This is a genomic window from Burkholderia pulmonis (assembly GCF_984667975.1).
This window is the reverse complement of the sequence record NZ_OZ480186.1, coordinates 1,391,432-1,404,494: the sequence shown is the minus strand read 5'-3', so window position 1 is coordinate 1,404,494 and position 13,063 is coordinate 1,391,432. Positions and strand designations below refer to the sequence as shown.

Below are 13,063 nucleotides of genomic sequence, written 5' to 3'. Positions count from 1 at the left end.
GCCTTCATGCGCGCGCTTCGCAATGACGGCAGAAGATCAGCGCGCGCGAGCGCGACACGGCCGCCTGGGCGCCGCGCGTGGCCATGATCAGCCCGACCTGGCCGAGATTGAAATCGCGCTCGACCATCAACTGCGTCAACGCGGCAAGCGGCAACACGACGGACGGGTGGTACAGGCTCGATTCGATCAGGGCTTTCATCATCGGCTCCATCTGGCAATGCGTGATTCGATGGAGCGAATTCTAGTGACCGGCCGCCTCCGGATAAACAGCGCGAATGCGAAGTCACTTGTCAGCCGCTGCGAACAATCGGCAGCGGCTTGCGGGGCAAGGCTCCGCGGGCGGCAGGCAGCGTCATGCGGCAGTCCGTCGGCCGCCGCCGGGCCCTAGACGAGCGGCGTTTCGACGAATACCGGCAACGCTTCCGCCCGCGCCGAATGCGCGGCGAGCGCCGGATAACGGGCTGGATCGAGCCGCGCGAGCACCGGATAATCGGCCGCCATGAACTGCGTGAAGCGCCAGGCCACCGCGACCGTCACGTCCGACTGCAGCAGCCGCGCACCGCCGAACCAGCCGTTCGCGGCCGCGACGAGCGGCTCCAGTGCGCCGTACGCACCTTCGAGCTGGCTCAACACGCGTTCGATCCACGGCGCGTGCTGCTTGTCGGACGGGCGCAGTGCCTGCTCGTAGACGATCTGCACCGTTTTCTCGGCCGCCGCCAGCGCGAAACCGACCGGCACGAGCGCGCGCAGCCGTGCATCGGCGGCGTCCGGCAGCAGGCGCCGCTCCGGCGCCACCAGGTGATCGAGATAGTCGACGATCAGCGACGAATCGATCAGCGTCGCGCCGTCGTCGGCCACGAGCGTCGGCGCCTTGACGACCGGGTTGACCGCCCTGAACTGCTCGAAATGGCGGAACACCGAGATCGATTCGTGTTCGAACGGCAGGTCGAGCAGCTTCGCCGAAATGGCGACGCGGCGCACGAACGGGGAATCCAGCATGCCGATCAGCTTCATCGCAAACGCTCCGCTTGAGGGGAATGGGACCGATGACTGTAGCAGCGTCGCGCGACATCGCCTAGGGCCTCACCCGGCTCCCGCTGCCCGGCCACAGTGACCATAATGCAGGTTCACGCCCCTTCCGCCCCAAGGTCCGCCATGTGGTATGCCCTCGTCGAGCAGCAGCGGGAATGGATGCGCGCCTGGCGCGCGGCGACACGGTACGCGTTCGACGCATGGCCGGCGGCCTCGCTGCCGCACGCTGCGTCGTCGTGCTACGACGACCTGTTCGAACCGCTGCTCGGGCCGCCGGCCGCGCCGCCGTCCTTCGACATCGATTGGCCCGCGATCAGCGAGCGAATCGTCGCGCGTACGCCGTTTTGCGACCTGCGGCGCTTCGCCCACGCCGACGATGCGCGCCGCACGGTGCTGCTGTGCGCGCCGCTCGCCGGGCACGCGACCGTGATGATGCGGGAAACCGCCGAGACGCTGCTCGCCGACGGCGACGTCTGCGTGACCGACTGGCGCAATGCGCGCGACGTACCGCTCGCGGCGGGCCGTTTCGGGCTCGACGAATATGTCGCGATGCTCGACGGCTTCGTCGATGCACTCCAGCACGACGACCGGCCGCTGCACGTCGTCGCCGTGTGCCAGGCGACCGTGCCGGTGCTCGGCACGCTCGCGCTGCGTGCCGCGCGCGGCCTCGCGCCGCCCGCAAGCGTGACCCTGATCGGCGGCCCGCTCGATGCGCGCCTGAATCCGAGCGCGCTCGGCACCGCGGCGGCCAGCCATTCGCTCGACTGGTGCCGGCGCCACCTGCTCGACATCGTGCCGCCCGGCTTCGCGGGGTACGGCCGCCACGTGTTCCCGACCTATCTGCAGCAGGGTGAAATCGCGCTCCTGTATCCGAAGCGCTTCCTGACGCTGATCGAGGCCTACGCGCTGGCCGCGTCGCGCTTCGACATGGCCGGGCTCGCCGGCGCGCGGCGTGCGCTGCTCGAATACACGGCACTGCTCGACATGCCGGCCGACTATTTCCTCGATACGGTCGACGTCGTGTTCCAGCGCATGAGCCTCGCGACCGGCACGTGGGACGTCGGCGGCCGGCGCGTCGACCCGGCCGCGCTGCGCGGCGTCGTGCTGCTGACCGTCGAAGGCGCATGCGACACGGTCACGGGCGCCGGCCAGACGCATGCGGCGCTCGGCCTGTGCAGCGGCCTCGCGGCCGGCGAGCGCCACCGTATCGACATCGACGATTGCGATCACTACGGGTTGTTTACGGGGGCGCGCTGGCACGGCAACGTCCATCCGGCGCTGCAGCGCGTGTTCGCACTGGCCGAGGCCGGCCGATCGCGCCCGCGCCGGCTCCGGCGGACATGACGCTGCTTCAGGAACGGGCCGCGTCGAGCCATGCACGCACCTCGTCGTCGCTCGTCTGCTCGAAGCGTGCGTAGAACTGGCTGATCCCGAAGAACCGCAGTGGCCGCGACACCGTGACGAACGCGTCGGCCAGATCGTCGAACACATGCCGCGCGCCCGCCGGCGCGACCGGCGCAGCCGCCACGACGCGCGCGGGGCGGCGCTCGCGCAATGCCTGCAGCGCGACGTGCATCGACGCACCGGTCGCAACGCCGTCGTCGACGACGATCGCGATGCGGCCCTCCACCGGCAGCGGCGGCACGGCGCCGCGATACAGTGCTTCGCGACGCTGCAGTTCGGCGGTCTCGCGCGCGATCACATCGGCAAGCTGTGTGTCGGATACGCCCATCGAGCGGATCGCCGAACGCTGCAGATGAATGGCTCCGCCGGTGGCGATCGCGCCCATCGCGAGCTCGGGGTCGGCCGGCACGCCGAGCTTGCGCACGACCAGCACGTCGAGCGGCGCGCGCAGCGCGCATGCGACCGGATACGCGACGGGCACGCCGCCGCGCGGTAACGCAAGCACGACGACATCGCCGCGCCCCGCGTATTCGCGCAATGCGTCGGCCAGCTGGCGGCCGGCATCGGCGCGATCGGCAAAGCATTCGGTCACGATCGGCTCCCTGCCGTTGCGCCGGAGGCACGAAACGGGTGCCCGACGCAGGTCTGTCATCGAGCATGGTTCATCGGCCGCGCCGATGCAAGCAGGGTCACACCGGCGCGCGACGCACCGCGGGAAAGGGTCAGAGGCCGCCGGCCTGCCGGTACAGCCGCCAGAACGACTGCGCATAGGATTGCGCGAGCTCGGGCGCGCGCCGGAACACGTTCACCGTCTCGGCATGCGCGGCCGCACCGTCGGAGAGCGTCGTCAGCGCGACGTTGTCGTCGACGATCACGAAGCGCGGCGCGGGGTCGCCATGCCGCGAATCGATCGCGACGTCGATGCCCGCGGATTTCAGATAGCCGGCGCCGCTGTACCTGCCCGCGCGGGGCGAGCGCACGAGCACGACGCGTACCTCGATCCCGCGCGCGCGGGCCATGCGCAGCGCGCTCGCGACCGCCGGCGGCACCTGCGTATAGCCGGCCAGCAGCACGCGGCGCTGCGCCTGCCCGATCAGGTCGACGGTCGCGTCGGCCGCCGCATTGTCATACGAAAAGTACGCGCCGACCGATGCGGCGTCGGACGGAATCTGGCTGGCGTGGACGCTCGTCGCGCACGCCAGCGCGGCGAGGAAGAAAGCGGCGGATCTCATGGCGGGCGCCATTGTAGCGACGCCAATTCGCATGGCAAGGGCCGGCTGCGACGCTGCTGCGCCGGCGCAACACACAGGGCGGAACAGGCGCCCGGCGACTGTGCTTCAAGCCGTCTTTCAGGCCGCCGATCAGCCGGCCGCGACGCGCGCGAGCCAGCTCGTCACGCCGTCGACGGAACGGAAATCCGCGAGGCTGCGCGCCGGTAACGCGGGATAAGCGCCGCCGGCCATCTCGGCCAGCGCACGCCCGGGACCGAGCTCGAAGAACGCAGTGGCGCCGGCCTCCACGCAGGCGGCGAGACAGGCCGCCCACTCGACCGGCTCCGCGATCTGCCGCGCGAGCTTGTCGAGGCCCGCGTCGGCGTCGAGCACCGACGCGCCGTCGATCCCCGAGAACAGCCGCGTGCCGGGCAGCGGCCGGCGCACGCGGGTCGCGGCAAGCGCCGCGCGAAATGTCGGCACGGCCGCCGCGAGCCGGCGCGTGTGCGACGCGATCCGCACGCAGACGGGCGCCACGCGCAGCGCGCCGGCACGCGTCGCGTCGTCGGCCACGGCATCGACATCGGCCTGCCGCCCCGCGACCACGAACGCATCGCCGGGGTTCGCAATCGCGATGGCTGCATCGCGGCCGTCGCACAGCTGCGCAAGCTGCACGCGCGTCAGCCCGCGCACGAACACCATCCGCTCGTCGCCGCTGCTCGCAGCGTCCATCGCGCGTGCCCGCGCATCGGCCAGATCGAGCGCGTCGTACGGCTCGATCATCCCCGCGACGCTCCACGAGCCGACCTCCCCGACGCTGTAGCCCGCAACGCAACGCCGGCGCGGCCACACCGCGTCGAGCAGCGCGACAGCCGCAAGCGCCTGGGTCGTACAGAGGATCTGTGCGGCACGGTTTTCGCGCAGCGCGTCGGGCCCGGCCTGCCGGACCCATGTGCGCGGATCGTCGCCGAGGAGCCGGCCGGCATGGGCGAACACGCCATCGGCCTGCGGCGCCGCTCCGGTCAGGTCGAACATGTCGGCGCGCTGCGCGCCCTGCCCCGAACAGAGGATGGCCAGCGTCATCGCGCGCCTCCGCCGGCTTCGAGCGCGTCGACGAAGACGCTCATCGCCAGCAGGTCGGCCGCGCCGCCCGGGCTCAGCCGGCGCGCCACGAACGCGCGGTGCGCGGCCGCCGCGCGCCACCGCCAGTCGCATGCCCGCACGCCACCGCGTGCGATGAATGCCCGGGCGGTCGCCCGCGCGAAATCGAGGCCGCCCTGCCCGCCCCGATGCAGCAGATTCGTATCGTCGAGCGCGGCGATCAGCGCGAAGCACGCGTCGACGCGTGCGGCTTCCGGATCGTCCGGCAGGTCGCGCTGGGCGCGGCGCAGCGCGGGCAACCCGATCGCGTATACGGTGTTGAAGCCGTCTGCCGCTTCGCGACGCGCGCCGCCGACACCGTAGCGACGGCTTGCACGCTCGCCGTGGCTGTCCGGCAGGCGCGGGCCGCCAAGAATCTCGGCGCCCCAGCGGTGCGAGACGAACGCGCCGAGCGTCATCCCGTCCGGCACGGCACCCGGCATCGCGCGCCGGCCGGCGGCCGCGCACAACAGCCCGAGCCCGAAGATCGCGCCCCGATGCGTATTGACACCGCCGGTCGCGGCGAGCATCGCGTGCTCGGCACGCAGGCCGATCTTGCGCAGCACGGCCATGTCCGCGTCGCGCGCGCCTGCGTCCGCGAGTGCCGCAAAGTAAGGCCGCAGCACGGCGGCGCTGCGCGCGAACGTCGCGGCATCCATGTCCGCGTGACTGCCGGTGTCGACGTGACTGACGAGGCCCGGCTTCGGATAGGTCTCGATCTCGAGCACGAGGCTGCGTTCTGCTAGCGCGGCGATGCGCCCGGCATCCGACGGCGCCGCATCGAACGACTCCGGTAAGCCGCAGGCAGCCCATGCGTTCATCGTGTGCCCCCGGCAAACGCGTCCGCGTGCATCAATTCGACGGCGATCGCGGTCTTCACCGCGACTTCCGGCGATCGCGCGTGCAGCTCGCGCCAGTTGACGCCCGCGCCGTCGTCGCGCAGCAGTTCGCCGTCGATGCGCATCGGCGCACGCGCGTCGATCGCCGCGAGGCCGTCGAGCAGCGGCGCCAGCGACACGGCCGCCGGCAGCGGAAAGACGATGTCGAGATCGGACGACGCACTCAGGTATGACTCGCCCGTCAGCGCCTGCCAGGCGAGGCTGCCGAACACGCGGCCCTGCACGCCACAGCGTGCGCCGAGCGCATCGAGCGCGCGCAGCGGCGCGTGCCATGCGTCGGGTGCAGCGGCGAGCACGTCGGCCAGCGCGGGCAGCGGGCCGACCGTCGCGAGCGCGTCGGGGGCAACGTTCAGCGCGATGCGCCGCTTGCCCGCCGAAGGCGGTAGCGGCAGGCCGAGCGGCACACGGCCGGCATCGGCTTCATCCGGCGACGCGCGACGCACGATCAGCGGCCAGCCGCGTTCGGCCCATGCGCGCACGAGCGGATCGCCCGCGAGCGCGGGATCGCGTGCGAATGCCGCGCCCCACCCGGCCGCCGTCAGCGTGACCAGCGTGTGGCGGCGCAGCGGCAGCTCAGCGTGCGGCACGCGCGAGTGCCTCGACGCGCTGCGCGACGTCGGTCGCGACCGGCCGGCCGCGCGCCGCACGACGATCGACGCGATCCACCGGCTTGCCGAACCATTCGCCGACCTGCACGTCGAGCGCGCGGGCCGGATCGAGCACCGCGTCGACGGCCCCCATCTTCACGAGGTTGTCGAGCCCCGGTGCGAACACCGGCGTCGAGCGCGACATCTCCTTCAGCACGTCGATCGGCAGCTTGGTCACGCGCGACATCGACGGCAGATCCATCACCTCCGGCTCGGCGCCCGGCAGCGCGAGCAGCGTGCGCGTCGCGAGCGCGGTCGCGATGAACGCGCCCGCGGCCGTGTGGCCGTACAGCACGCCGATCGTCCGGTGCCCGGCGAGATCCGCGTGCATCAGGCATTTCGCAAGGTGCGACAGCCCTTCGTTGAGGCCGAGCAGCTCGTCGCGCTTGCTCATCCGCTGGCTGTCGCTGTCGACGAGCACGAGGATCGGCGTGTCGCCGCCACGCGCGATCGTGCCGAGCACGTGCGACGCGAGCGTCAGCGCCTCGTCGATGCCGAACGGCAAGCGGTCGGCGACGCCGATCACGTCGACGCGCGTGCCGGCCAGTTCCGCGTGGCCCGTCAGCAGGCCGCCGTCGCGCGCGATCGAGTGGCCCTTCGGAAACAGCGAATTCAGTACTTCATCGAGCGTCATGCTTCGGCTCCTGCAAGTGATCGGCGAGCTTCGCGAATGCGTCGTCGGGCATGCCCGGAATCGCTTCCGGCGTGTCGGCCCCGAGCATGCGCCACACGTCGAGCGCATCCTTGCATCCGCCGAACCGGTCGACGCGCGCTTCAAGACGTGCCTGCTCCGCGCGCAGCATCGCGGCATCGAACGCCGGCGCGCCGCCGATCAGGTCGAGCGCCGCCACACGGAACGCATCGGGCGTATCGGCCACGTAACGATCGGCGCCGCCGATCAGCCGCCGGTGCTTGCCGCCCATCGTGCGCCAGATCAGCGCGCGATCCTTCGAATCGAATTCCTCGACGCCGCGATTGGTCTCGATCACCTCGGGGCCGGATACGCTGATGCGCCCCTGCTCCGACACCGCGAGCGCCGAACAGCATGCAGCGAGCAACCCGCCGCCGCCGTAGCAGCCCGCGCGCCCGCCGATCAGCCCGATCACCGGCACGCCGGCCGCACGCGCTTCGACGAGCGCGCGCATGATTTCGGCGATCGCCAGCTCGCCCGCGTTCGCTTCCTGCAGCCGCACGCCGCCCGTATCGAACATGATCAGCACCGGCTTGCCGGCTTCGCGCGCGGCGCGCAGCAGCCCGGTGAGCTTCGCGCCGTGCACCTCGCCGAATGCGCCGCCCATGAAGCGCCCCTCCTGCGCGGCGACGAACACCGGCCGGCCGTCGAGCCGGCCGTGGCCGACCACCATCCCGTCGTCGAACTGCTGCGGCAGGCCGAACAGCGGCAGATGCGGGCTCGTCACGCGCTCGGCCGGCCCGAGGAATTCGCTGAAGCTGCCCGCGTCGAGCAGCCCGTCGATGCGCTGCCGCGCCGATGCTTCGTACCAGCTCGCGCCGTTCGCGACGAACGCCGGCGCGTCGTGGATCACGTCGCTCATCATGCGTCCCCCTCGATCGCGCGCACGGCCTGCGCGAGCCGCAGCGACACCATGTCGGGCCGCGCGCCGCCGTCGTTGATCGACAGCTTCAGGCCGCCCGGCGTGCGCCGCTCGACGAAATCCGACACGACGGCCTGCCAGACCGCACCGAAACCGACGGCCGCGGTGCGGATGTCGATCTCGCACTCGTTGCCCGGCAGCACGCGCTCGACGAGCACCTCGAGATTGCCGGACGCAACCACGCCGACGAGCGCCGCGGCCTGCTCGCCTTTCGCGCGTTCGCGCGCGGTGAAGCGATAGTTCAACTGTTCCATGCCCTCTTCCTCACCAGTTGCGGAACCGGGCCGGCGGCGCATAGAGCCCGCCCGACCAGTGCACGAGATCCTTGATCGAACGCGCGGCGAGCCAGCGGCGATCGGCGTCGAGCGGATCGATGCCGAGATCCTCCGGGCGGCGGATCACGCCGCGCTCGCGCAACCGCTCGACCATCTTCCGGTCGCGGCCGCGGCCGATGTCCGTATAACCGGCGACGCCGCGGATCGCATGCTCGCGTTCGTCCTTGTCGCGGCACATCAGCAGGTTCGCGATCCCTTCCTCGGTGACGATGTGCGTGACGTCGTCGCCGTAGACCATGATCGGCGCGAGGTCGAGCTGCAGCTTGTCGGCGAGCTTCAGCGCGTCGAGCTTCTCGACGAACATCGGCACGTTCTTGTCGCCGAACGTCTCGCCGATCTGCACGACGAGCTTGCGGCCGCGCCGCAGCGCCGCCGGCGTGTCGGGGTCGGCTTCCGCACCGGCCTTCAGCCACGGCTCGCTCGGATGGCGCCGGCCGCGCGCGTCGCTGCCCATGTTCGGCGCGCCGCCGAAGCCGGCAATGCGTTCGGCCGTGACCGTCGACGAATGGCCGGACAGGTCGATCTGCAGCGTCGAGCCGATGAACATGTCGCACGCGTAGAGGCCGGCCGTCTGGCAGAGCGCGCGGTTCGAGCGCAGCGACCCGTCGGGGCCCGTGAACCACACGTCGGAACGCGCGCGGATGTAATCGTCCATCCCGACCTCGGAGCCGAAGCAGTGGATCTGCTCGACCCAGCCCGACTCGATCGCGGGAATCAGCGTCGGATGCGGATTGAGTGCCCAGTGCGTGCAAACCTTGCCTTTCAGCCCGAGCTTCTCGCCGTAGGTCGGCAGCAGCAGCTCGATCGCGGCCGTGTTGAAGCCGATCCCGTGGTTCAGGCGCTTGATGCCGTACGGCTCGTAGATGCCCTTGATCGCGAGCATCGCGGTGAGGATCTGCGTTTCGGTGATCGCGGCCGGATCGCGCGTGAACAGCGGCTCGACGTAGAACGGCCGGCCGGCCTCGACGACGAAATGCACGCGGTCGCCCGGGATGTCGACGCGCGGCACTTTGTCGACGATGCGGTCGACCTGTGCGATCACGACGCCGTCCTTGAATGCGGTGGCCTCGACGACGGTCGGCGTGTCCTCGGTGTTCGGGCCCGTGTACAGGTTGCCGTCGCGATCGGCGCTGACCGCGGCGATCAGCGCGACCTGCGGCGTGAGGTCGATGAAGTAGCGTGCGAACAGCTCGAGATACGTGTGCACCGCACCGAGCGCGATCTTGCCGCCGAACAGCAGCTTCGCGATGCGCTGCGACTGCGGGCCCGAATACGCGAAGTCGAGACGCTTCGCGATGCCGCGCTCGAACACGTCGAGATGCTCGGGCAGCACGACGCCCGACTGCACCATGTGCAGGTCGTGGATCTTCGCGCTGTCGACGTCGGCGAGCGCCGTCGCAAGCAGGTCGGCCTGCTTCTGGTTGTCGCCTTCGAGGCAGACGCGGTCGCCGGGCCGCAGCACCGCTTCGAGCAACGCGACGGTGTCGCGCGCATCGACCCGCTTGCCCTGCGCGTAAGCCGCGCCGGCCGCGAGCCGTGCATCGCGCGCCTGCCGCGCGTGATTCCATCCCGTCATGAACAGTTCTCCCGCTTCGATGGTTCAGCGGCATTCTAAGCCTGGCGCCGCCGCCGATTGATGATGTTGACGAATGCGACTCAGAGGACGCCGCGATGGATGCGGCCCCCGCACCGCACGGCCCTAGGGCCTGTTCACGCTAATAACGGGCTTGCGCTGGCCCCCAGAAGGGCCGAGCGCAAGGATTGCGACGAAGCGAATACTCGACGTATTCGCGAGGAGCATGACGCGGCGATCGGCCCTTCTGGGGGCCAGCCCCACGAATGAAGTTTTCCAAACAGGGGAACGTGCCTTGCCGGCCGCATTGCGGCGTCGCGCGTCGCTTGTTTGGCTCGGCCAAACGGCGCTCCTTGCTTCTTGCACTGCAGCCGGCAAGGCACGTTCGCAAGCCCGTTATTAGCGTGAACAGGCCCTAGGCACCGACCAGCGCCCGCGTCGTGAAGAACAGCACCGACGGGCCGAGCAGGCAGCCGACGCCCGTGTGGAACGTCGCGACCAGCGCGCCGTACGGAACGAGCCGACGATCGGTCGCGGCGAGCCCCGCGCTCACGCCGCTGACGGTGCCCGCGAGGCCGCCGAAGATCATCGCGGAGCGCGGCGTCTTCAGGCCCATGAAGTTGGCCGCGACCGGCGTGCCGACCATCACGATGATCGCCTTCACGAGCCCCGTCGCGATGCTGAGCGCGATCACGTCGGAACTCGCGCCGATCGCCGCACCCGTGACGGGCCCGACGATGTAGGTGACGGCGCCCGCGCCGATCGTCGTCATGCTGACCGCATCGGTATAGCCGAACGCCCGCGCGATGCACGCGCCGACGATGAACGGCAGCACGGTGCCGAGCAGCAGCGACACGACGCCGACGAGCCCGGCCTTGCGCGCCTCGGTCGGCTGCACTTCGAACGCGGTCGCGACGATCGCGAAATCGCGCAGCATCGCGCCGCCCATCAGGCCGATGCCCGCGAACAGCGGCACGTCGGCAATTCCCTTCTCGCCGCCGGTGAACGCGCCGCCGACATACGCGAGCACGAGACCGATCACGATCGCGATCGCGGAGCCGTGCACGCGGCCGAACGTGAGCTTGCGCGACGCGATCGACGACAGCCACATGATCAGGCCGACCAGCGCGAACGACGCGACGAGCCCGTTGTGGGCGACGGTTTTTTCGAGCATCTGCAGCATGACGGCCTCCGTTACTGTTCTTCGAATTGCGGCACGCCCGCGAAGGCCGTGTCGTCGCGCCCGGTGCGCACGAGTACCGCGATGCAGCATGCGCAGATCGCGACCGCGCCGACGGCGGCCAGCAGCGCGACGGGGCCGCCCTTCAGCGCGGCGACGACGTTCTGGTTCGCGGCCATCGCGACGACGACCGGGATGTACATCGCGCCCCAGAAACCGACGCCGGCCTCGGTCTCCTTCGGCATCCAGCCGCGACGGTGCAGCCACAGGCGCAGGCAGATCAGCAGCAGCATCGCGATGCCGACGCCGCCGACGTTGGTCTTCACGCCGATCGCACTGCCGAGCAGGTCGCCGAGGAACAGTCCGGCCAGGTGGCAGAACGCCAGCAGCGCGGTTCCGTAGATGATCATGAGTCGTCTCCAGTCTCTTCGTGACGGGCGCCGGACGCATGCAGGAACCGCGCCCGCACGCCGATCCCGTGTGCGGACTTGTCTCCTGCGGCGGTGCGCCGCGGCCCGGCGGCCCGTCTGGCGGGCACGTTCTCGGGCGGTCGATGGGATGATGCGGTTTCGGGCCGGACGCCGGATGCCGTAGACTGAACGATGCAGCCGCCGGCACGACGCGGGCTACGGCCGGTGCGCCCCGTTGCGGGCCGCACCGGCGCGTGATCCGATACTAGCGCTGCACCATCCGGCCATTTATGAAGTTGTCGAAACCGATTCAGTGGATTTAGCAATGCGTCCGTTACCGCCCGAGCTGCTGCGCAGCTTCGTCGCCGTTGCCCAGTCCGGCAGCTTCACCGCCGCGTCCGAGCGCGTGAGCCTGTCGCAGTCGACCGTCAGCCAGCACATCCGCCGCCTCGAGGAGCTGCTCGACCGGCCGCTGTTCGAGCGCGACACGCGCAACGTCCACCTGTCGCAGCACGGCGACGCGCTGTTCCGCTATGCGGTGCGCATCCTCGAACTGATGGACGAAGCCGTCACGTCGGTGTGCGGGCCGCCGCTGTCGGGCAAGGTGCGGCTCGCGATGTCGGAGGATTTCGCGTCGGCGCACCTGACGGCCGCGCTCGCGAGCTTCGTGCAGCGCAATCCGGACGTCGAGCTCGCGATCTCGACCGGGCTGTCGGGCGACCTGTTCGACGCGCTCGACGAAGGCCGGCACGATCTCGTGTTCGCGAAGCGCATCGCGGGCAGCCGGCGCGGCCGCGTGATCCGCAGCGAACCGCTGTACTGGTGCACCGGCCCCGATTCGCGGATCACCGGCCACGAGGCCGTGCTGCCGCTCGCGATGCACCCGGAGCCGAGCGTATCGCGCCGCCGCGTGCTTGAATCGCTCGAAGCCGTCGGGCGGCCGTACCGGATCGCGGTGGTCAGCAGCAGCGTCGCGGTGCTGCGTGCGGCCGCGAGCGCGGGGCTCGGCGTCAGCGCGTTCGCCGGCTACGTGATTCCCGCCGGGCTCTCGCGGCTCGACGCGGGGCTGCCCGAACTCGGCGAACTCGAATACGTGATCGACCGGCCGGCGGCCGCGTCGCGCTCGACGCTCGCGCTCGAAGCGACGCTGATCACGGCGGCGGCCGAGCTGTAACTGCACCGGCGGCACCGCATGTGCCACGCCCGCACCTGACAGCTTTGCCCGGAACGCGTCATCGTCTGCGCAGCACCCGCTCGCGACAATGGGACCCATCGGAACGCACGGCAAACCGCCACGCGCACCCGGTACCCCGTCCCCTTGATCGGAGCCCGCCATGAACGTCCTGCGATTCGTCGTCGCGACCACCGCAGCCGCGCTGCTGTCCCCCGCCTTTGCCCAGACCGACGCGTCGGCGCCCGCCCAGGGCCTGACGCGCGCGGAAGTCATCGCCCAGCTCAAGCAGGCCTATCTCGACGGCGAACTGCCGACGAACGACAGCAACTACCCGCCGAATGCCGCGACGCGTGCACGCAACCGCGAGCTCGTGCAGGCCGCGAGCCCCGCCTGGCTCGCGCAAACGCCGCCCGCACCGCAGGCGGCGTCGCAGCAATAACCTGCG

At 70.7% G+C, this 13,063-nt stretch carries 16 protein-coding genes; 3 read left to right on the top strand and 13 right to left on the bottom strand.

What is annotated here, in order from left to right; genetic code table 11:
* Window positions 1-4: 4 nt before the first annotated feature.
* Both AC5LXK_RS06605 and AC5LXK_RS06600 read right to left on the bottom strand, forming a co-directional pair.
* Entirely contained in the window at window positions 5-211 is a 207-nt protein-coding gene (locus AC5LXK_RS06605) for a hypothetical protein (protein ID WP_006491323.1), read from the bottom strand.
* A 173-nt stretch (window positions 212-384) separates the two neighbouring features.
* On the bottom strand, window positions 385-1,014 hold the full coding sequence (locus AC5LXK_RS06600) for a glutathione S-transferase family protein (protein ID WP_493390851.1): 630 nt from the start codon (window positions 1,012-1,014) through the stop codon (window positions 385-387).
* 141 nt (window positions 1,015-1,155) lie between these two features.
* Here AC5LXK_RS06600 and AC5LXK_RS06595 point away from each other — a divergent pair, with 141 nt between their 5' ends.
* Complete coding sequence (locus AC5LXK_RS06595) at window positions 1,156-2,376, top strand: polyhydroxyalkanoate depolymerase (RefSeq protein ID WP_493390850.1); 1,221 nt, start codon at window positions 1,156-1,158, stop codon at window positions 2,374-2,376.
* Between the two features lie 7 nt (window positions 2,377-2,383).
* Here the strand turns inward: AC5LXK_RS06595 and AC5LXK_RS06590 are convergent, their stop codons facing one another.
* From AC5LXK_RS06590 to madL, 11 genes are all read right to left on the bottom strand, one after another.
* A complete protein-coding gene (locus AC5LXK_RS06590; protein WP_493390849.1) occupies window positions 2,384-3,028 on the bottom strand; it encodes a phosphoribosyltransferase in 645 nt (214 codons plus the stop codon).
* Between the two features lie 130 nt (window positions 3,029-3,158).
* The gene (locus tag AC5LXK_RS06585; RefSeq protein ID WP_493390848.1) at window positions 3,159-3,680 is read right to left on the bottom strand and encodes a phospholipase D-like domain-containing protein; all 522 of its coding nucleotides are present in this window, start codon (window positions 3,678-3,680) and stop codon (window positions 3,159-3,161) included.
* Window positions 3,681-3,797: 117 nt separating this feature from the next.
* Complete coding sequence (locus AC5LXK_RS06580) at window positions 3,798-4,730, bottom strand: acyltransferase domain-containing protein (RefSeq protein ID WP_493390847.1); 933 nt, start codon at window positions 4,728-4,730, stop codon at window positions 3,798-3,800.
* Window positions 4,727-5,608, bottom strand: a complete 882-nt coding sequence (gene mdcB, locus AC5LXK_RS06575; RefSeq protein WP_493390846.1) for a triphosphoribosyl-dephospho-CoA synthase MdcB — start codon at window positions 5,606-5,608, stop codon at window positions 4,727-4,729. The genes AC5LXK_RS06580 and mdcB overlap by 4 nt, the downstream gene beginning before the upstream one ends.
* Complete coding sequence (gene mdcG / locus AC5LXK_RS06570) at window positions 5,605-6,273, bottom strand: malonate decarboxylase holo-[acyl-carrier-protein] synthase (protein WP_493390845.1); 669 nt, start codon at window positions 6,271-6,273, stop codon at window positions 5,605-5,607. Before mdcG ends, mdcB begins: the two co-directional genes overlap by 4 nt.
* Window positions 6,260-6,967: a biotin-independent malonate decarboxylase subunit gamma gene (gene mdcE / locus AC5LXK_RS06565; RefSeq protein ID WP_493390844.1), complete on the bottom strand. Its 708-nt coding sequence runs from the start codon at window positions 6,965-6,967 to the stop codon at window positions 6,260-6,262. The genes mdcG and mdcE overlap by 14 nt, the downstream gene beginning before the upstream one ends.
* The gene (locus AC5LXK_RS06560) at window positions 6,954-7,889 is read right to left on the bottom strand and encodes a biotin-independent malonate decarboxylase subunit beta (RefSeq protein WP_493390843.1); all 936 of its coding nucleotides are present in this window, start codon (window positions 7,887-7,889) and stop codon (window positions 6,954-6,956) included. Before AC5LXK_RS06560 ends, mdcE begins: the two co-directional genes overlap by 14 nt.
* The gene (gene mdcC / locus AC5LXK_RS06555; RefSeq protein ID WP_006485317.1) at window positions 7,886-8,200 is read right to left on the bottom strand and encodes a malonate decarboxylase acyl carrier protein; all 315 of its coding nucleotides are present in this window, start codon (window positions 8,198-8,200) and stop codon (window positions 7,886-7,888) included. Before mdcC ends, AC5LXK_RS06560 begins: the two co-directional genes overlap by 4 nt.
* Before the next feature lie 10 nt (window positions 8,201-8,210).
* Entirely contained in the window at window positions 8,211-9,857 is a 1,647-nt protein-coding gene (mdcA, locus tag AC5LXK_RS06550) for a malonate decarboxylase subunit alpha (RefSeq protein ID WP_493390842.1), read from the bottom strand.
* 412 nt (window positions 9,858-10,269) lie between these two features.
* On the bottom strand, window positions 10,270-11,037 hold the full coding sequence (gene madM / locus AC5LXK_RS06545; RefSeq protein WP_493390841.1) for a malonate transporter subunit MadM: 768 nt from the start codon (window positions 11,035-11,037) through the stop codon (window positions 10,270-10,272).
* A gap of 11 nt (window positions 11,038-11,048) precedes the next feature.
* Window positions 11,049-11,444, bottom strand: coding sequence for a malonate transporter subunit MadL (gene madL, locus AC5LXK_RS06540; RefSeq protein ID WP_059235074.1), 396 nt, complete (start codon window positions 11,442-11,444; stop codon window positions 11,049-11,051).
* 325 nt (window positions 11,445-11,769) lie between these two features.
* On the opposite strand from madL, the gene AC5LXK_RS06535 reads away from it, so the two are divergent.
* Both AC5LXK_RS06535 and AC5LXK_RS06530 read left to right on the top strand, forming a co-directional pair.
* Window positions 11,770-12,618: a LysR substrate-binding domain-containing protein gene (locus AC5LXK_RS06535; protein ID WP_493390840.1), complete on the top strand. Its 849-nt coding sequence runs from the start codon at window positions 11,770-11,772 to the stop codon at window positions 12,616-12,618.
* A gap of 160 nt (window positions 12,619-12,778) precedes the next feature.
* Window positions 12,779-13,057: a DUF4148 domain-containing protein gene (locus AC5LXK_RS06530; protein ID WP_493390839.1), complete on the top strand. Its 279-nt coding sequence runs from the start codon at window positions 12,779-12,781 to the stop codon at window positions 13,055-13,057.
* The last annotated feature ends 6 nt before the right edge of the window (window positions 13,058-13,063 follow it).